The sequence below is a fragment of the Herbiconiux sp. 320_LB genome, assembly GCF_059691755.1.
In genome coordinates, this window is sequence record NZ_JCAWAD010000001.1 from 95,555 (window position 1) to 114,362 (window position 18,808).

The window sequence follows — 18,808 nt, forward strand, 5'->3', positions numbered from 1 at the left end:
CGTTCCGGACGCCCGGCTACTGCAGGAAGGTCGCCCGCATCGTCGACAGGCAGGCCGCGCCCAGGATGCCGGCGTTGTTGCGCAGGGTCGCCGGCACGATCGGCGTGTCCAGCTTCAGAAGCGGCAGGAAGTCCTCGTAGTTCTTCGAGACCCCGCCGCCGACGATGAACTCGTCGGGGGAGAAGAGGCGCTCGAGGGTCTCGTAGTAGACCTGCAGCCGCTCGGCCCACTTCTTCCAGCTCAGGTCGTCGCGCTCCTTCGCGGAGTACGCCGCCTTGGTCTCGTAGTCGACCCCGCCGATCTCGAGGTGCCCGAGCTCGGCGTTCGGGATGAGCACGCCGTCGTTGATCAACGCGGTGCCGATGCCGGTGCCGAGCGTCGTGACGATGATCAGCCCGCCCTTGCCCTTGGCGGCTCCGTACTTCACCTCGCCGAAGCCGGCCGCATCCGCGTCGTTGACGAAGGTGATGTCGCGGCCCAGGGTCTTCTCGAACAGCTTCTCGGCCTCGAAGCCGATCCACTTCTTCGACACGTTCGCCGCCGACATGGTGACGCCGCGACGCACGACGGCGGGGAAGCAGATGCCCACCGAGGCGCCGCCCGGGATCTCGCCCAGGGAGTCCACGAGCTCGAGCACGGTCGCCGCGATGTCGTCGGGCTTGCCGCCCGCGGGGGTCGGGATCTTCTTGCGGTCGGTGAGCAGCTCGCCGGCCGTGACGTCGACGATGGCGCCCTTGATCCCGGTGCCGCCGATGTCGATGCCGACGGCGACGGTGTTCGGAGTGTTCTCGGTCATCGGTCGCGCTCGTCGGCGGCGTCGTCCTCGGCCCACTTCGCGCTGTTCGCCCGGAGCGTCTCGAGCGCGTGCTCGGCCTCCTCGTGCGTGGCGAACGGCCCGACCCGGTCGACGACCGACGACACGTAGCCCTTCTCGACCTCACCGGTCTTCATGTTGTACCAATACTGGGTCGACGGGTCTTCGCTCATGGTTCCTCCGTGATCTCGTGCACGTGCGCGGCTGTATCCGCCCACGATCCTATTGCCGCGCCCGTGCGCCGTGCTGGGCCACCCGAGGTCGCCCGCATCCGGCCGGCCCGTCAGTAACTGTGCTCGGGGCCGGGGTAGGACCCGGCTTCGACCTCGCCGCGGAAGGCGGTCACCGCGTCGGTGAGCGCACCCCGCAGGTCGGCGTACTGCTTGACGAACTTGGGGATGCGCCCGGTCGAGAAGCCCGCGAAATCGGTCCAGACCAGCAGCTGCCCGTCGACGTGAGGACCGGCGCCGACCCCGATGGTCGGGATGCGGAGCGCCTCGGTGACCCGGCCCGCGGCCTCGGCCGGCACCATCTCGAGCACGACCGCGAACGCCCCGGCCTCCTCGACCGCCTTCGCGTCGGCGAGCAGGGCCGCCTCGCCCTCGCCCCGGCCCTGGATGATGTGGCCGCCCAGGCCGTGCTCGCTCTGCGGGGTGAAGCCGATATGCGCCATCACCGGGATGCCGGCGTCGACGATGCGGCGGATCTTGTCGGCGCTGCGCACCCCGCCCTCGAGCTTGACGGCGTGGGCTCTGGTCTCCTTCATGAAGCGCACGGCGGTGTGCAGGGCCTCCTCGGCGCTGTTCTCGTAGGAGCCGAACGGCATGTCGGCGACCACGAAGGCGCGCTTGACGGCGCCGGCGACCCCGCGGGCGAGCGGGATGAGCTCGTCGACCGTCACCGGGAGGGTCGTGTCGTAGCCGAGAACGTTGTTGCCGGCCGAATCGCCGACGAGCAGGAAGTCGATGCCGGCCTCGTCGAAGATCTGGGCCGAGAGCATGTCGTAGCTGGTCAGCCCCGTGATCCGGATGCCGTTCTCTTTCGCGTTCTGGAAGTGCCGCGTGCGGACCCGCTTCGGAGCAGCGGTGTCGGAGGGCGTCGTCGGCTCTGGCATGTCACCAGTCTAGTTCCGCGGTCGGGGACGGGGGATGCGTTAGGTTGGGGGCACGTCACACCCGAAGTGCGTGAATCGTGACCCCGGATCGAAGGGACGTCGTGGGCCGTCGAACAATTGCGCAATGGGCGATGGGTGTGGTCGTCGCCGGCCTCCTGGTCGCAGGGCAGGCGCCAGTGGCGAATGCCGCAACCACCGCGGAGCGATCCTGCGACGAGGGTCTGCCGGCCACCGCCGTCTGCGGCACCCTCACCGTTCCGGAGTCCCGCACCGTCGGGGGCGGTCGCACGATCGATCTGCCCTACGTCGTCATCCCGGCGTCGACGCAGCCGGCCACCGGCACCCCGATCGTCACGATGAGCGGGGGCCCCGGCCAGGTGAGCGACCGGGTCGCCGAGGCCCTGGCCGCCGACCCGCGAATCGGCGCATCCCGCGACGTGGTGCTGCTGAGCCAGCGCGGCGGAGCGGACACCAGCGCCTCGTTGGACTGCCCGGGCGCGACCTCGGCCTACGTCGACACCTTCACCACCGACGACTCGCCCAAGGACGAGATGTCGGCCGTCGCTCTGGCCCTGAAGAACTGCGTCTCCGAGTTCGCCGCGGGCGGCGGAGACATCACCTCGTACACGAAGACCGACACGGCGCTCGACGTCATCGACCTGCGCCAGACCCTGGGCTACCCGACCTGGACCCTGTACGGCGACAGCTGGTCGACCAAGGTCATGCAGATCGTCGCGAACCGCGACCCCCAGGGGGTCGACGCGGTCGTGCTCGACGCCTTGACCCCGGTCGACCGCAACATCAAGGGCGATGCCTATCAGGCCCTGTACGACACCCTCGGCACGCTCTCGGCGCGATCCGACGGCGCCTACCCCGACCTCAACGGCGACCTCGCGACCGCGACCGACCTCTTCAACGACGACCCGGGGCACGGCCTGCTCACCAACCCGGTCACCGGCCAGCAGCGGTACTACTCGCTGACCGGCTCCGACGTCGTGACGATCGTGCAGCAGGCGCTCTACGACCCCGCGACCGCTCCGGCCGTCCCGTTCCTGCTGCACCAGCTGGCCGCCGGCAAGACGGATGCGATCAGCACGTTCATCCCGGGCGCGCTCGAGCACCTCACCGACACCAGCCTCGGTCAGTACTGGGTCGAGATGTGCCGCGACGAGAAGCCCTACTGGTCGCCGGACCCGGTGCTGCCGGCACCGGACGGTGCGGATGCGTCGGCGGCGACCCCGCTCCCGGTGCTGACCTACTTCACCGCGGCCGACGAGATCTGCGACACGGCCGGGATCCCGGCGTCGAGCCCGGACACCCGGCAGTTCCAGCCGCAGGGCATGCCCGCGCTGATCATCGCCAGCGACACCGACCCGCTCATCCCGCTCGTCGCGGTACAGAGCGGGGGACCGGCGTTCCCCAACAACCAGCTGATCACCATGCAGTCGGCCGGCCGAGGCGGAGTCGTGTCCGACCCGTGCGCGCTCGACCAGCTCGCGACCTGGCTCGCCGCCCCCGGCACCGGGGTGCAGGCGGTCTGCGCCGACCTCACCGACACCTACCCGGTGCCGGCGCCCGACTCCGTGCATCCGAGTTCCCGGTTCGCCTCGGTCGTCTCGGCGGTCGACGACCGCAACCTGTTCGAACTGACCATCCCGCTGATCTTCGGCGCCTTCGTGGTGCTGTGGCTGGTCGGCTGGCTGATCGCCGTGCTCGTGCAGGTGCTGCGGCAGGAGCCGTTCGGCCTGCTCATCGCGAGCGGCATCGCGCCGGTCACCGGGGCCGCGTTCCTCCTGGTCGCCTGGCTCATGGTGAGCTCGACGCTGGCGCAGTACCCGGGCTTCACGCTCGTGGGTGTGCCGCCGATGCTTCCGTGGGTCGGCATCCTGCTCGGAGTCGGCTTCCTCGGACTCATCCCCGTCTGGCGCCTCGGCAACCGCCCCTCGGCGGCCCTGGCGGCGGCGGCCACCCTGGTCTGGCTGGCGATGATCGTCTGGTTCGTGTGGGTGGCGGTGCTGCCGAGCTAGTTGCCGCGCCGGGCTGTGCTGGTTGCCGCGCCGGGCTGTGCTGATTGCCGCGCCGGTCCCTGCCCGGCGCGGGCGACATGTTCGCGTGCCGTCGGAGAGCGCGGCCTTCGGTCGTGCTCTCCGGCGCCGCGCTCACCCTGGGTCGGCGAGTGCGGCCCGCAGCTTCGCATCCCGTACCTTCTGTGCCGAGTAATGTCCCAAATCTCGTCGACCGACGCCCTATAGGGCGCCACTCTTCGAAATTCGGGACGTAACTAATCACCCACCCCAGACATGGAGGACGAGGGCGAACGCAACGGGCCTTTATCGACGACCAAGGCGGCGGCGTGGCCGCGGATCACGACCGTAGGCCGCGATCCGCGACCGCACCGACGCATGTCGCCCGCGCCGGGCAGGGACCGGCGCGGAAACGAAAACAGCGCGCCGACTAGACCCCTGTGGGGCGGTACGTGATCGGGAGGCGGCGGTCTCTGCCGAAAGCGGTGCGGGAGATCTTCGGGCCTATGGCTGACTGGCGGCGCTTCCACTCGGCTCGGTCGACGAGGGTCGTGATGCGGGTGACGGTGGGCTCGTCGAAGCCCAGGGCCACGATGTCCGCGATGCTTTGACCACCGTTGATGTAGGCCTCGAGGATGGCGTCGAGCACGTCGTAGTCCGGCAGCGAGTCCTGGTCGGTCTGGTCGGGGCGCAGCTCCGCCGACGGCGGCTTCGAGATCGAGTTCTCCGGGATCGGCGCGACCTCGCCGCGGCGCTCGGCGTGGGCGTTGCGCCAGCGTGCGAGCTCCCAGACGAGCATCTTCGGCACGTCCTTCAGCGGACCGAACCCGCCGACCGAGTCGCCGTAGATCGTCGAGTAGCCGACCGCGAGCTCGCTCTTGTTGCCCGTCGTGAGCACGAGGTGCCCCTCCTGGTTCGACAGGCCCATCAGGATGACGCCACGGGCCCGTGCCTGCAGGTTCTCGGCGGCGATCTCCGTGAGCCCGAGCTGGTTCTCGAACGGGATCACCAGGTCGGCGATCGCCTCGGTGCGGAAGTGCAGGCCGATCCGCTCGGCCAGGTCGTCCGCATCCGACCGCGAGTGGTCGGACGAGTACCGGGACGGCATCGAGACCCCGAACACCCGATCGGCGCCGATCGCGTCGGCGGCGATCGCGGCGCAGACGGCCGAGTCGATGCCGCCCGAGAGCCCGAGGACGACCGAGGGGAAGTGGTTCTTCTCGACGTAGTCGCGGAGGGCGAGCACCAACGCGTCCCAGATCTGCTCGAGGTCATCGGGGAGCTGGGCGATGTCGACCGGGATCGGCGGCTTCGCGGTCTCGGTCGCAAGGGCGGCGGCCGAGGTGTCCGAGGCGGCAGAAGCGTCCGAGGCGTCGACGCCCCCGTCTGCCGGCACGTCGAGCTCGACCCGCCGCACGTCCGACGGCAGCGGCGTGTCGGTCGCGCCCTCGGCGTCGACGTCGACGAACAGCAGGTGCTCCCGGAACTGCGGCGCCCGCGCGAGGATCGCCCCGTCGCGGTCGACCACGACGCTGTCCCCGTCGAAGACCAGGTCGTCCTGGCCGCCGACCAGGTTGACGTAGGCCACGATCGTGTCGGTCTCGGTCGCGCGCCGGGTGACCAGCGGCAGCCGCACCTCGTCCTTGTCGCGCTCGTAGGGCGAGCCGTTGATCACCACGAGCAGCCCCGCATCCGCGTGCAGCACCCGCCCGACCGGCCCGCCGTCGCGCCACAGGTCTTCGCAGATGATCAGAGCGACGTCGACCCCGTGCATCCGCAGCACCAGCAGCTCGTCGCCCGGGATGAAGATGCGGTACTCGTCGAAGACCGAGTAGTTGGGCAGGTGGTGCTTCGCGTAGCGGGCGACGACCCGGCCGCCCTGCAGCACGCTCGCGGCGTTCTGGGCGATCGCCGTCGGAGCGTTGCTGGTGCCGAGCAGTCGCGGCTCGAACGGGCCGTCCGGGTGCCCGACGATGACCGGCACGTCACCCAGCCCGGCCTCGGCCAGCTCGGCCGCCAGCCGATCGATCCGCTCGTGCGCGGCGGCGAGGAAACTGGGCCGCATCGCCAGGTCTTCGATCGGGTATCCGGAGATCGCCATCTCGCCGAAAGCGACCAGATCGGCGCCCCCGGCCACGGCATCCCGGACCCAATGGATGATCGACCGGGCGTTGCCGTCCAGGTCGCCCAGAACGGGGTTGGTTTGGGCCAACGCTAAGCGAAGTCTCGGCATAGCCACTAGCCTAATAGGGGCATGAACCAATGCCGGAGAGAGGGTCTGTTCCGCCGATGGATAAGCAAAGGGACTTCGTTCTTCGCACGATCGAAGAGCGGGGCATCAAGTTCGTGCGACTGTGGTTCACAGACGTCGTGGGCACCCTGAAATCCGTCGCCATCGCTCCCGCCGAGGTCGAAGGGGCCTTCGCCGAAGGCCTCGGTTTCGACGGCTCCGCCATCGAGGGTCTCACCCGGTCGTTCGAGGCCGACGTGCTCGCGCATCCCGATCCCACCACCTTCCAGATCCTGCCCTGGCGCGGGGAGATCGACCCCACCGCCCGCATGTTCTGCGACATCACCACCCCCGACGGCCAGCCCGCCGTGGCCGACCCGCGCAACGTGCTGAAGCGCACCCTTGCGAAGGCGGCCGATCGCGGCTTCACCTTCTACACGCATCCCGAGATCGAGTTCTACCTGCTGAAGTCGTCGCAGTACGGCCCCGACGGCCCCGTGCCCGTCGACTCGGCCGGCTACTTCGACAACGTGCCCGGCGGCACGGCCCACGACTTCCGCCGCCGCTCGGTGCGCATGCTCGAAGACCTCGGCATCTCGGTCGAGTTCAGCCACCACGAGGCGGGCCCCGGCCAGAACGAGATCGACCTCCGATACGCCGACGCGCTGACGACGGCCGACAACATCATGACCTTCCGCACCGTGATCAAGGAGGTGGCGATCGAGCAGGGCGTGTACGCGACCTTCATGCCGAAGCCGCTCTCCGGCCACCCCGGCTCGGGCATGCACACGCACCTCTCGCTGTTCGAGGGGGATGCGAACGCCTTCTACGAGGCGGGTGCCGAGTACCAGCTCTCGAAGATCGGCCGCAACTTCATCGCCGGTCTGCTGCGACACGCCCCCGAGATCACGGCCGTGACGAACCAGTTCGTCAACTCCTACAAGCGCCTCTGGGGCGGCGACGAGGCCCCGAGCTTCGTCTGCTGGGGCCACAACAACCGCTCGGCGCTCGTGCGCGTGCCGCTGTACAAGCCGAACAAGGGCCAGTCCTCGCGCATCGAGTACCGTGCCATCGACTCCGCGGCGAACCCGTACCTGTCGTACTCGCTGCTGCTGGCCGCGGGCCTCAAGGGCATCGAGGAGAACTACGAGCTGCCGCCCGAGGCGGAGGACAACGTCTGGAGCCTCACCGACGCCGAGCGCAAGGCTCTGGGCTACGACCCGCTGCCCGCGTCGTTGGATCGCGCGATCTCGCTGATGGAGGACTCCGAGCTCGTCGCCGAGACGCTCGGCGAGCAGGTCTTCAACTACGTGCTGCTGAACAAGCGGCAGGAGTGGAAGGCGTACCGCGCCCAGGTCACCCCGTTCGAGCTCGAGTCCAACCTGGAGATGCTCTGACCTCAGGGTCCGGCCGTCGGCCGGCAAGTCGCTCCGCCTGTTCGCCTCTCTCGTAGGTCGCTCGCGTCGGATGTGCCGGGCCGTGGCCGTCTCCGTCGAAACATGATCTGGTAGCACCATGCCCCGCTCGCAGAACTCCCTCACCGAACTCGCCCGGATCGGCTTCGCCCGGCTCGGCTGGGCCTCGGAGGAGCTGCGCGCGCTGGCGGCGTCGACCGAGGTCGAGACGGGGGCGCTGCTCGCGTCGTTCTCGGCGGCCGCGGATCCGGATCTGGCCCTCGCCGGCATCCTGAAGCTGCAGCAACGGTCGCCCGAGATCGCGCTCGGCACGCTGAAGGACGACCGGTTGCGCGACCGCGTGGCCCGGGTGTTCGGGGCCTCGGAGGGGCTGGCCGACTTCTTCTGCCGGCATCCCCGGCAGCTGGCCGTGCTCGGCGACGACCGGCTGCTCCTGCCGGACGCCGACAGAGCGCGACGAGAGCTGCTCGACTCGGTCGGCGCGGTCGACGGCTTCTCGACACTGGTCGGTGAGGATGCCTGGACGGCGTTGCGCGTGCGCTACCGCACCCTGCTGGCCCAGGTCACCGCCGTCGACCTCGAGCAGGGCAACCCCGTCGCCGGGCTGGACGGCGTGGCCGCGGCCCTCGCCGACCTCGCCGCCGGGGCGCTCGAGGCGGCTCTCGCCGTCGCCCGCACCCAGCTCTCGACCAAGGGGCACGGCCTGTGGCACTTCCCGGTCGCCGAGGTTGCCGCCACCCGCTTCGCCGTGATCGGCATGGGCAAGGCCGGGGCGGGTGAGCTCAATTACGTCAGCGACGTCGACGTGATCTTCGTCGCCGAGGGCGACGAGGAGGCGGGCCTGCCCACGAGCACGGCCATCGAGATCGGCACCCGGCTCGCGATGGTGCTGATGCGCGGGATCAGTGAGTCCGGCATCGAGCCCGGGCTGTGGGAGGTCGACCCGAACCTGCGCCCGGAGGGCAAGGCGGGGGCGCTGGTGCGGTCGCTCGAGTCGCACGCCGCGTACTACGACCGCTGGGCGAAGAATTGGGAGTTTCAGGCCCTGCTCAAGGCGCGCCCGCTGGCCGGCGACCTCGCCCTGGGCGAGGACTACACGCGCATCGTGGCCCCGAAGGTCTGGTCGAGCGCGTCGCGGGAGAACTTCGTCGAGTCGGTGCAGCGGATGCGCGAGCGGGTCACCTCGAACATCAAGGCCTCCGACGTGGAGTACCAGCTGAAGCTCGGCCCCGGGGGCCTCCGCGACATCGAGTTCACGGTGCAGCTGCTGCAGCTCGTGCACGGGCAGGTGGATGAGACGGTGCGGCAGCGCGGCACGCTCGCCGCTCTCGGCGCATTGGCCGACGGCGGCTACATCGGCCGGGTCGAGGCGGTGGAGTTCGCGCAGGACTACCGGGTGCTGCGGTTGCTCGAGCACCGCCTTCAGCTGCGGCACCTCACCCGCACGCACCTGATGCCGCGCGAGGAGTCGGAGCAGCGCGTGCTGGCCCGGGGGAGCGGGCTGGCCTCCAGCGCGCAAGACCTGGTCCGCCGGTGGAGCGACATCAAGGTGCGGGTGCGCACCCTGCACGAGCGGCTGTTCTACCGGCCGCTGCTGGCTGCGGTGGCGGCGCTCTCGCCGGACGAGCAGGCGCTGACCAGCGCTCAGGCCGAGGCCCGGCTCGCCGCGATCGGCTTCCTCAACCCGGCCGGTGCGCTCAACCACATCCGCGCGATGACGGCCGGGGTGTCCCGGCGGGCGGCCATCCAGCGCACGCTCCTGCCCGTGATGCTGCAGTGGTTCGCGAACGGCGCCGATCCCGACTACGGGCTGCTCGCCTTCCGGAGGCTGTCGGACACGCTGGGCGAGACCTACTGGTTCCTGCGGATGCTGCGCGACTCCTCGGGTGCGGCCGCGCGGCTGACTCAGGTACTGTCGGGCTCGCGGTTCGTGGGGGAGCTGCTCGAGCGCATCCCCGAGGCCGCGGCCTGGCTCGAGAACGACGAGGAGCTGCGTCCGCGCTCCCCGGCCGTGCTCGAGGACGAGACCCGGGCGATCGTCGCGCGGCACGAGTCACCGGATGCGGCCGCGATGGCCCTGCGGACCGCGCGCCGGCGCGAGGTGCTGCGGATGGCGATCTCGTCGATCCTCGGCATGTGCACGGTGGAGGAGCTCGGGGTCGCACTCACCGACATCACCACGGCGCACCTCCAGGGCACGCTGAGCGTCATCCGGCAGTCGGCCGCGCCCGCCTCCGGCGACGGCATCGAGTTCGCGATCATCGGGATGGGCCGCTACGGCGGCGCGGAGCTCGGCTTCGGGTCGGATGCGGACGTGCTGTACGTCTACCGGGCCGTGCGGGTCGACAAGGCGACCGCGCAGTCCGTGGCCCAGTTCATCGTGAACGAACTCAAGCGCCTCACCGAGGATGCGCGGTTGCCGCTCGACCTCGACATCGACCTGCGGCCCGAGGGCAAGAACGGACCGACCGTGCGCTCGCTCGAGTCGTACGCGACCTACTACGAGCGCTGGTCGCTCACCTGGGAGGCGCAGGCACTGCTGCGCGCGAACGGCGTGGCGGGGGATCGGGCGCTGATCGAGGACTTCCACGCCCTCGCCGACACCGTGCGGTACCCGGTCGCGATCTCGGAGACCGAGGTGCGGGAGGTCAAGCGGATCAAGGCGCGCGTCGAGAAGGAACGGCTGCCCCAGGGCGCCGACCCGGCCCGGCACCTCAAGCTCGGCCGCGGGTCGCTGAGCGATGTCGAGTGGTACGTGCAGCTGCTCCAGCTGCAGTACGCCCTGCGCATCCCGGGCCTCCGCACGACCTCAACGCTTGACGCCCTCGCCGCGGCCGAGGATGCGGGGCTCGTCAACCACGACGACGCCCGCAAACTGCGCGAGGCCTGGCTCTTCGCGTCGCGCGCGCGGTCGGCGATGACGCTGTGGACCAACAAGACCTCGGATGTGCTGCCCTCGGACCGCCGGCAGCTCGAGGGCGTCGCGCGCCTGCTCGAGTACCCGCCCGGCTCGGCGACCCGTCTCGAGGAGGACTACCTCGGGGTGACGCGGAGGGCGCGGACGGTGTTCGATCGGTTGTTCTACGGGGAGTAGCTGTGCCTGTTGCCGCGCCGGTCCTTGCCCGGCGCGGGCGACATGTTCGCGTGCCGTCGCGAAGCGCGGCCTGCGGTCGTGCTTCGCGGCGACGCGCTCACGCTGGGTCGTCGGGTACGGCCCGCGGCTTTGTGTGCCGGTGCTTCGTCTCTCGTGCGCCCCTGACTGTCCGCGATCCGGCAGTTGTTGCCGCTATGGGGTTCGGTTAGCGACGACGAGTGACGGATCGGGGACCTGAAGACGGCGTTCGGCCCTGGAGTCGCGGGGCCGGGGCGATGCTGCGGGCCGTACTCGATGAGACAAGGTGAGGCCTCGGCCGCGTCAGCGACCGAGGCCTCACATGTCGCGCTGCGCCGGGCAGGGACCGGCGCAGCCCGGGAGACGCGCGCGAAGCACGCGCCTCCCGGCAGCTCACTCAGACGCCGTAGTAGAGCTCGTACTCGAAGGGGTGCGGGCGCTGGGCGATGGGCTTGATCTCGTTCTCGCGCTTGTACGAGATCCAGGTCTCGATCAGGTCGGGAGTGAAGACGTTGCCCTTGGTCAGGAACTCGTGGTCGGCCTCGAGCGCGTCGAGCGCCTCACCGAGCGACGCGGGAACCTGGGGGATGTTCTTGGCTTCCTCGGGGGGCAGCTCGTAGAGGTCCTTGTCGACCGGCTCGTGCGGCTCGATGCGGTTGATGATGCCGTCCAGGCCCGCCATGAGCTGCGCCGCGAAGGCGAGGTACGGGTTGCCGGAGGCGTCGGGCGCACGGAACTCGATGCGCTTGGCCTTCGGGTTCGTGCCCGTGATCGGGATGCGGATCGACGCCGAGCGGTTTCCGGCCGAGTAGACCAGGTTGACGGGAGCCTCGAAGCCCGGCACCAGGCGGTGGTAGGAGTTCACGGTCGGGTTGGTGAACGCGAGCACCGCGGGAGCGTGCTTCAGCAGACCGCCGATGTACCAGCGGGCCAGGTCGCTGAGGCCGCCATAGCCGGCCTCGTCGTAGAACAGCGGCTTGCCGTCGTTCCAGAGCGACTGGTGGGTGTGCATGCCCGAACCGTTGTCGCCGAACAGCGGCTTCGGCATGAAGGTCGCGGTCTTGCCCCAGAGGTTCGCCGTGTTCTTGACGATGTACTTGAACTTCAGGATGTCGTCGGCCGCGTGCACCATGGTGTCGAAGCGGTAGTTGATCTCGCCCTGGCCGGCGGTGCCGACCTCGTGATGCGCGCGCTCGAGGATGAGGCCCGCGTCGATCAGCTTGAGCGAGATGTCGTCGCGCAGGTCGGCGTGCTGGTCGACCGGCGAGACGGGGAAGTAGCCGCCCTTGTAGGGGGTCTTGTTACCGAGGTTGCCGCCCTCTTCGACGCGGCCCGTGTTCCACGCGGCCTCGTCCGAGTCGACCACGTAGAAGCTCGAGTTCTGCTTCACCTCGTAGCGCACGTCGTCGAAGATGTAGAACTCCGCCTCGGGGGCGAAGAACGCGGTGTCGGCGATGCCGGTCGAGGCGAGGTACTTCTCGGCCTTCTTGGCCACCTGGCGCGGGTCGCGCGAGTAGATCTCGCCGTTACGGGGGTTGTAGATGTCGAAGACCAGGATGAGCGTGCGCTCGGCGCGGAACGGGTCGACGTAAGCCGTGGAGACGTCAGGGATGAGCTGCATGTCGGACTCGTGGATCGACGCGAAGCCGCGGATCGACGAACCGTCGAAGAGCTGGCCGACGGCGAAGAACTCCTCGTCGACGGTGGAGGCGGGGATGTTGAAGTGCTGCTGCACGCCGGGGAGGTCGGTGAAGCGGATATCAAGGAACTTGACGTCGGTGTCCTTGATGAACTTGAGCACCTCGGAAGAATCACTGAACATGTGAGGGGTCTCCAACTGGCTTGGAACTGGAAAAACTACAAGGGTGTAGCCCTCGTCAGGGTAGCCGTAGGGCATTACTCGGCGGTGTCACGATTGTTTCGGGGATGTTACGTCTCCTCGAGATCGGCATCATTCCGGGCTCAGCGCCGCACCAACACCGTTCCTGAGAAGACGTCGTGGAGGCCGCGCTGGTCCGAGTCCCAGACCACTGCGGGCACCACGAGCATGAGCAGCACGGTGCGGAGCATGGGGCGCCACCAGCCGGCGTACCCGCCGTTCAGGCGCACCACGCGCATCCCGAGCAGCAGGTGACCGAGGCCGCCGCCGAGCGTGATCATCAGCACGACCTGCTCGATGAAGAAGATGATGCTCGAGGCGAAGGGGTTGTCGAAGAAGAACGCGAAGTAGATCACGTAGCAGAACGCGAAGTCGATCAGGAGCGCGGCGATGCGGCGGCCCGGTCGCGCGATCGAGCCACGGCCCTCGCGGATGAACCCGAGACGCTGTCCCGGCCACTCGCTGGGTGCGGTGCTGCCGGAGGAGGTCGTCACGCCGCGGCTCAGCGGCCGCGCTGCGGACGCATCCGCATGGGGTCGATGCCCTTGGGGATGGGCAGCGGCGAGGAGTTGAGCGAGGTCAGACGGTTGCTGACGGCCAGCACCTCGGGCTTGGTGAGGGTGGGCTTGATGCGCGCCATCTTCGGCGCGACGCGGTGCAGCGGCAGCGAGTCGGCGTCGGGGCCGACCGAGAGGAAGGTGACCGGCACGTTGGGGAGGATGCGGAGCACCTTGCGTCGCTCGTCCTCCAGCATGCGGGTGGTGCGCGAGCGGGGGCCTTCGCCGATGAGCACGACGCCGCCGCGGCCGACGGCGCGGTAGACCGCATCCTGCGTCTTGCCGTTGACGGCCACGGGCATCTCGCTGCCGGTCCAGCTGCGCTTGAGCGAGCTGCGGAGCACGGCACCGACGGCCCCTGGCTGCCCCTCGATCTGCTTGTAGGCGGCGCGCTCGGCGCGTCGGCCCAGGATGATCAGGGCGGCGAGGAGGCCGGCGAGCACGCCCGCGAGGATCCACATCACGAGCCCGAAGACGTTGTCGCGCGAGAAGACGAGCGCGAGCACCACGCCGAGCACGACGGGGATGAGGAAGCCGGCGAGCATGATCCAGATCGCCTTGGAGTCGTAGCGGCGGGTCATGTTGAAGACCTGCACCATCTGCTTCAGACGGCCCGGCTCCTTCGGGGCCTTCGGAGCTTTCGGGGTGGAGTCGGTCTTGCGTGCCATGGCTCCAAGGATACTTGCTCGCGCCGGTCGGCGGGTGCACGGGATGCCTGCCTCGACTTCTGCACACCCCGGCGTCTCCGGGCGGTTCTCCACCGGTCTGCGACGAGCGGATGCGCGGGGTGCGCGGGCGGGCAGGATCGCTCCATGGACCCTCCCGTCGCACCCCGCAGAGCCCGCCGAACGTCGAGCCCCGGCTACGCCCGGGGCCGCGGGGACGGCGGGACGCGCGCGGATGGTGGGGATCGGTCGGTGGGCGAGGGGTGGGGCGGATCGGTGCCCGGGTTCGAGTTGCTCGAGGTGCTCGGCGTGGGCGAGCGGGCTGAGGTCTACCGGGCACGGATGCATGCCCGAGCGGGCGGGGCGCCGGTGCCGCCCGGGCGGCACGTCTCCGCGGTCGCCGGCGGGGGCGACGCGTCACCCGCGCGACGGGACGTGGTCGTCAAGGTCTTCGCGCCCGGCGTCCGACCGACTCCGGCTGAGCGGGAGGTGCTCGCCGAGCGGCCGATCGCGGCGATGCCGGTTCTGCTCGGCGAGACGGTCACGGCTGACGGCTGCGCGGCGGTCGTGATGACGTTCTGCTCGGATCCGACCCTCCGTATCCGGGCCGCCCTCGCGCCGGCCGGGCGTGGTCTCCAGGTTGCGCTTGGGAAGGCTCCGGCGGGAGGTAGGGCGCCGACGCCGGCGGGCGCGGGGGCGGCGCAGGCGGGTGCGGGGGCGGCGGCGCAGGCGGGTGAGGGGGCGGCGGCGGCGCTGGATGGGCCGCTGGTCGGGCTGGTCGAGTCGCTGCATCGGGCGGGCTGGGCGCACGGCGGGATCGATGCGGCGAGCGTTCTGGTCGGCGATGACGGGCTGCTCACCCTGGTCGGCTTCGGTCGAGCCAAGCCACGAGGAGATCCGGCGTTCGACGTCGCCGTGGTGGCCGACCTCCGTGCTGCTCGAGCCCTCGGGCCGCTGTCGGCCGCGGTGGAGCCTGCGCCGATCGCAGAGCTCGCGCGAGACCCGGTGCACGGGGTCGGCGCGGAGTGGGTCTGGGACGACGACCCGGAGGTCGAGGACGACGTGGGGGAGCCGCGGTTCGTCGAGACGGTCGAACCCGCGTTGCTTGCCGTGACGGAGAGTGCGGCGGCCCTTCGCGGGCTCGTCGGACGCCGGGGGCGCGCCCTCGTGCGGGGACGCGGACGGCGGATCATGGTGGGAGCGGCTGCCGCGCTGGTCGTCATGGTCGCGGTCTGGCTCACGCTGCCGCCGCCCCGGGACGACGCGAGCGCCGACGGGGTGAACGCGCCATCGACCAGCTCCTCCCCGTCCGCCGCCGTCTCACATGGCGCGAATCCGGCAGGCGCGAATTCCGCAGGCGAGGTGGTGGGACGGAACGACGTCCCGAATGGAGCGAACACCGCCATCCTCGACGGGGACGATCCGGTGGCCGCGGCGCGCGAGTTGTTGCGGCTGCGAGACGCCTGCTTGATGGCCGCCGACGCCGCGTGCCTCGGCTCGGTGGACCAGTGGGGGTCACCGGCCGAGGAAGCCGACCGTGCCCTGCTGGCCCGAGCGGCCGCAACCCCGCCTGAGACTGCGCCTCAGGCGACCACGCCGCATGCGGGTTCGGCCGAAGCGAGCACGCCCCATACGGCTGAGCCCGAGGCGGACAGCTCGGGCGGTCCCATCGGCGAGGGCTCCGACCCGAGCGGCTCGGCCGCTGAGGCGGTGCCACCGGGCGAGGTGGGGCCGGGCGCGGGGGAGGTGCGGCTGGTTCAGCGGGTCGGGGGAGTCGCTCTGCTGGAGGTGGTGGGGTGGAGTGACGGTGGAGTGGCCACGGGCGCAGGGGCACAGACGAAACCGGTCCCGCTCCTGGTGATCAGGGGCGGGACCGGTTGGCGCATCCGTTCGTTCGGCGTCGACCCGTGACGCGTCTGGATTCAGCGCATCGGCGGGTCGGCCGGGAGCCTAGAGGCCCAGGTCGTTCTCGAAGTCCGCCTCTTCCAGGCGCTCCTTGACCGCGGTGAGGAAGCGTGCGGCGTCGGCACCGTCGACGATGCGGTGGTCGTAGCTGAGCGCCAGGTACACCATCGAGCGGATGGCGATCGCCTCTCCGCCGTCGACCTTGACCACGGCCGGCTTCTTGGCCACGATGCCCGTGCCCAGGATGGCGACCTGCGGGAGGAAGACCAGCGGGGTGTCGAACAGCGCGCCGCGCGAACCGGTGTTGGTCAGCGTGAAGGTGCCGCCGGCGAGCTCGTCGGGCTTCAGCTTGTTGTCGCGGGTGCGAGCCGCGAGGTCGGCGATCTGCGTCGCGAACCCGGCGATGTCGAGGTCGCCCGCGTTCTTCACCACGGGGGTGAGGAGGCCGCGCTCGGTGTCGACAGCGATGCTGATGCTCTCGTGGTCGGGGTAGACGATCGTGTCACCGTCGACCGAGGCGTTGATGATCGGGAACGCCTTCAGCGCCTCGGCGGCGGCCAGACCGAAGAAGGGCAGGAACGAGAGCTTCGTGCCGGTCTTCTCCAGGAACGCGCCCTTGACCTTGTCGCGCAGCGCCGCCACCTTCGTGACGTCGACCTCGACGACGGTCGTCAGCTGGGCCGACGCCTGCATCGAGGCCACGGCGCGCTCGGCGACGACCTTGCGCAGGCGGGACATCGGCTGGGTCGTGCCGCGCAGCGGCGACGTCTCCAGCGGCGTCCGGGCCGCACCGGCTGCAGGAGCCGCGGCCGCGGGAGCCGCAGCCTTCTCGGCGGCCGCGAGCACGTCCTCCTTGCGGATGCGCCCGCCGACACCGGTTCCGGTGACGGTGGCGAGGTCGATGCCGCGGTCGTGCGCGAGCTTGCGCACCAGCGGGGTCACGTAGCCGGCGTTCGAGCCGCTCGGGGCCGAAGCGTCGGCGGCCGGCGCGGCAGCGGCGGGAGCCGGAGCAGCAGCGGCAGGTGCCGGAGCAGCAGATGCCGGAGCGGCAGCCGCCGGGGCCGGCGCCGCGGCAGCAGCAGGAGCGGCGGCAGCCGGAGCCGGAGCAGCCGGGGCCTCCTGCACCGGAGCGGGAGCAGCCGGGGCGGGCTGCTCGGCGGGGGCCGGAGCCTCGGTCGACGGCTGCACGACCTCGCTCGGGGCCTCCTGCGACGGGGCGGCCGGAGCCGGCTCCTCGGCAGCGGGCGCCGGGGCGGCGGCCTCAGCCGGAGCAGCCTCGGCGGAAGCCGGAGCAGGAGCAGCCTCAGGCGCAGCGCCCGAGTCGCCGCCCGCGCCGGAACCGTCGCCGATGGTCACGAGGGCGGTACCCACCTCGACCGTCTCGTCCTCCTGGACGAGAATCGCTTCGATCACCCCCGCGACGGGCGAGGGGATCTCCGTGTCGACCTTGTCGGTCGACACTTCGAGAAGGGGCTCGTCAACCTCGACACGATCGCCGACGTTCTTGAGCCACCGGGTGACCGTTCCTTCGGTGACACTCTCACCGAGTGCGGGAAGGTTGACGGATTCGCTCATGACCTTTGTCTCCTTATGGAACCGTTCGTTGTCGAGCCTAGTGGGCCGACGTGGATGTTGCTCTGGCCGGGGCGGCGATCGGTCAGATCGCGTGCAGCGGCTTTCCGGCCAGCGCGAGGTGCGCTTCGCCGAGGGCTTCGTTCTGGGTCGGGTGCGCGTGCACGAGCGAGGCCACGTCTTCGGGGTAGGCCTCCCAGTTCACGATCAACTGGCCCTCGCCGATCAGCTCGCCGACCCGGGCGCCGATCATGTGGATGCCGATCACCGGGCCGTCGTTGACCCGCACGACCTTCACCGAACCGGTGGTGCCGATGATGTGGCTCTTGCCGTTGCCGGCCAGGTTGTAGTCGTACGCGGTGATCTTGTCGGCGCCGTACTTCTCCGTGGCCTTCGCCTCGGTGAGGCCGACGGAGGCGACCTCCGGGTCGGAGTAGGTGACCTTGGGGATGTTCACGTCGAGCACGACCTGCGGGTTCAGCCCCGCGATCTCCTCGGCGACGAAGATGCCCTGCTGGAACCCGCGGTGCGCGAGCTGCAGGCCGGGCACGATGTCGCCGACGGCGTAGACGCCGGGGACGCTGGTCTCGAGGCGGTCGTTGGTGATCACGAAGCCGCGGTCGACGGTGACCCCCGCCTCTTCGAAGCCGAGACCCTGCGTCGCGGGGCCGCGGCCGACGGCGACGAGCAGCAGCTCGCCGTCGAAGGTCTTGCCGTCCTCCAGCGTCACGACGACGCCGTTCTCGTCCTGCGTCACGCCGGAGAACCGGGTGCCGAGGTTGAAGGCGATGCCGCGCTTGCGGAACGCGCGCTCGAACTGCTTCGAGATCGCCTCGTCCTCGTTCGGCACGAGGTGGGGGAGCGCCTCGACGATGGTGACCTCGGCGCCGAACGACTTCCAGACACTGGCGAACTCGACGCCGATCACGCCGCCACCGAGGATGACGACCTTCTTCGGCACGAAGTCGAGCGCGAGGGCCTGCTCCGAGGTGATGACGCGGCCGCCGATCTCGAGACCGGGGAGGGTGCGCGAGTACGAACCGGTCGCGAGCACGATCTTCTTGCCGGTGATCGTGTCGTCGCCGACCTGCACCGTGGTGGGGGAGGTCAACCGGCCCTCGCCCAGGATCGTCGTGACCCCGCGCGCCTTGACCAGGCCCTCGAGGCCCTTGTACTTGGAGGAGACGATGCCCTCGCGGTAGGCCGTGACCGCCGCGATGTCGATGCCGCCGAAGGTGTTGGTCACGCCGTACTTGGCCGACTCGCGCGAGACGTCGGCGACCTCGGCCGAGTGCAGCAGCGCCTTGGTCGGGATGCAGCCGCGGTGGAGGCAGGTGCCGCCGACCTTGTCCTTCTCGATCATCGCGACCGTGAAGCCCAGCTGGCTGGCGCGCAGCGCTGCCGCGTAGCCGCCCGAACCACCGCCGAGAACCACAATGTCAAAGTTCTGATCCGACACCTAGCAACTCCCTCGTGCATCGAGATCCGTGCGGGATCATCGTGGAACCGCACGGGAGATGG

The 18,808-nt window shown here is 70.2% G+C and carries 13 protein-coding genes; 4 read left to right on the forward strand and 9 right to left on the reverse strand.

The features are described from left to right. Window positions 1-16 precede the first annotated feature (16 nt). From ppgK to panB, 3 genes are all read right to left on the reverse strand, one after another. Entirely contained in the window at window positions 17-796 is a 780-nt protein-coding gene (gene ppgK / locus AC59HU_RS00465) for a polyphosphate--glucose phosphotransferase (protein ID WP_497221351.1), read from the reverse strand. Further along, window positions 793-987: an SPOR domain-containing protein gene (locus tag AC59HU_RS00470; RefSeq protein ID WP_497221352.1), complete on the reverse strand. Its 195-nt coding sequence runs from the start codon at window positions 985-987 to the stop codon at window positions 793-795. Before AC59HU_RS00470 ends, ppgK begins: the two co-directional genes overlap by 4 nt. A gap of 110 nt (window positions 988-1,097) precedes the next feature. Continuing rightward, window positions 1,098-1,928, reverse strand: a complete 831-nt coding sequence (panB, locus tag AC59HU_RS00475) for a 3-methyl-2-oxobutanoate hydroxymethyltransferase (RefSeq protein WP_497221353.1) — start codon at window positions 1,926-1,928, stop codon at window positions 1,098-1,100. 176 nt (window positions 1,929-2,104) lie between these two features. Here panB and AC59HU_RS00480 point away from each other — a divergent pair, with 176 nt between their 5' ends. Then, window positions 2,105-3,955 (forward strand): alpha/beta fold hydrolase, encoded by a 1,851-nt coding sequence (locus AC59HU_RS00480; RefSeq protein ID WP_497221354.1) that lies wholly within the window; start codon window positions 2,105-2,107, stop codon window positions 3,953-3,955. Between the two features lie 427 nt (window positions 3,956-4,382). On the opposite strand, the gene AC59HU_RS00485 is transcribed toward AC59HU_RS00480, so the two are convergent. Next, complete coding sequence (locus AC59HU_RS00485) at window positions 4,383-6,185, reverse strand: NAD+ synthase (protein ID WP_497221355.1); 1,803 nt, start codon at window positions 6,183-6,185, stop codon at window positions 4,383-4,385. Between the two features lie 56 nt (window positions 6,186-6,241). On the opposite strand from AC59HU_RS00485, the gene AC59HU_RS00490 reads away from it, so the two are divergent. Further along, window positions 6,242-7,579, forward strand: a complete 1,338-nt coding sequence (locus AC59HU_RS00490) for a glutamine synthetase family protein (protein ID WP_497221356.1) — start codon at window positions 6,242-6,244, stop codon at window positions 7,577-7,579. Between the two features lie 118 nt (window positions 7,580-7,697). After that, window positions 7,698-10,691 carry a bifunctional [glutamine synthetase] adenylyltransferase/[glutamine synthetase]-adenylyl-L-tyrosine phosphorylase gene (locus AC59HU_RS00495; protein WP_497221357.1) on the forward strand — a complete coding sequence of 998 codons (2,994 nt, stop codon included), beginning with the start codon at window positions 7,698-7,700 and terminating at the stop codon, window positions 10,689-10,691. Between the two features lie 415 nt (window positions 10,692-11,106). On the opposite strand, the gene glnA is transcribed toward AC59HU_RS00495, so the two are convergent. From glnA to AC59HU_RS00510, 3 genes are all read right to left on the reverse strand, one after another. Then, window positions 11,107-12,531 carry a type I glutamate--ammonia ligase gene (gene glnA, locus AC59HU_RS00500; RefSeq protein ID WP_497221358.1) on the reverse strand — a complete coding sequence of 475 codons (1,425 nt, stop codon included), beginning with the start codon at window positions 12,529-12,531 and terminating at the stop codon, window positions 11,107-11,109. A 140-nt stretch (window positions 12,532-12,671) separates the two neighbouring features. Further along, window positions 12,672-13,082, reverse strand: coding sequence for an RDD family protein (locus AC59HU_RS00505; RefSeq protein WP_497221359.1), 411 nt, complete (start codon window positions 13,080-13,082; stop codon window positions 12,672-12,674). An 8-nt stretch (window positions 13,083-13,090) separates the two neighbouring features. Then, the gene (locus AC59HU_RS00510) at window positions 13,091-13,813 is read right to left on the reverse strand and encodes a DUF4191 domain-containing protein (RefSeq protein WP_497221360.1); all 723 of its coding nucleotides are present in this window, start codon (window positions 13,811-13,813) and stop codon (window positions 13,091-13,093) included. A 486-nt stretch (window positions 13,814-14,299) separates the two neighbouring features. Between AC59HU_RS00510 and AC59HU_RS00515 the strand changes: the two genes are divergently transcribed. Then, window positions 14,300-15,721 (forward strand): hypothetical protein, encoded by a 1,422-nt coding sequence (locus tag AC59HU_RS00515; RefSeq protein ID WP_497221361.1) that lies wholly within the window; start codon window positions 14,300-14,302, stop codon window positions 15,719-15,721. Window positions 15,722-15,760: 39 nt separating this feature from the next. On the opposite strand, the gene sucB is transcribed toward AC59HU_RS00515, so the two are convergent. Together sucB and lpdA are read right to left on the reverse strand one after the other, a co-directional pair. Next, the gene (gene sucB / locus AC59HU_RS00520; RefSeq protein WP_497221362.1) at window positions 15,761-17,290 is read right to left on the reverse strand and encodes a 2-oxoglutarate dehydrogenase, E2 component, dihydrolipoamide succinyltransferase; all 1,530 of its coding nucleotides are present in this window, start codon (window positions 17,288-17,290) and stop codon (window positions 15,761-15,763) included. An 82-nt stretch (window positions 17,291-17,372) separates the two neighbouring features. Then, window positions 17,373-18,746, reverse strand: a complete 1,374-nt coding sequence (gene lpdA / locus AC59HU_RS00525; protein WP_497221363.1) for a dihydrolipoyl dehydrogenase — start codon at window positions 18,744-18,746, stop codon at window positions 17,373-17,375. Window positions 18,747-18,808: the final 62 nt, after the last annotated feature.

What these genes read in the sequence shown, in the direction of transcription:
- ppgK (WP_497221351.1), bottom strand. Translation starts at nt 796, where the DNA reads ATGACCGAGAACACTCCGAACACCGTCGCCGTCGGCATCGACATCGGC.
- AC59HU_RS00470 (WP_497221352.1), bottom strand. Translation starts at nt 987, where the DNA reads ATGAGCGAAGACCCGTCGACCCAGTATTGGTACAACATGAAGACCGGT.
- AC59HU_RS00510 (WP_497221360.1), bottom strand. Translation starts at nt 13,813, where the DNA reads ATGGCACGCAAGACCGACTCCACCCCGAAAGCTCCGAAGGCCCCGAAG.
- glnA (WP_497221358.1), bottom strand. Translation starts at nt 12,531, where the DNA reads ATGTTCAGTGATTCTTCCGAGGTGCTCAAGTTCATCAAGGACACCGAC.
- AC59HU_RS00485 (WP_497221355.1), bottom strand. Translation starts at nt 6,185, where the DNA reads ATGCCGAGACTTCGCTTAGCGTTGGCCCAAACCAACCCCGTTCTGGGC.
- sucB (WP_497221362.1), bottom strand. Translation starts at nt 17,290, where the DNA reads ATGAGCGAATCCGTCAACCTTCCCGCACTCGGTGAGAGTGTCACCGAA.
- AC59HU_RS00490 (WP_497221356.1), top strand. Translation starts at nt 6,242, where the DNA reads ATGGATAAGCAAAGGGACTTCGTTCTTCGCACGATCGAAGAGCGGGGC.
- AC59HU_RS00495 (WP_497221357.1), top strand. Translation starts at nt 7,698, where the DNA reads ATGCCCCGCTCGCAGAACTCCCTCACCGAACTCGCCCGGATCGGCTTC.
- panB (WP_497221353.1), bottom strand. Translation starts at nt 1,928, where the DNA reads ATGCCAGAGCCGACGACGCCCTCCGACACCGCTGCTCCGAAGCGGGTC.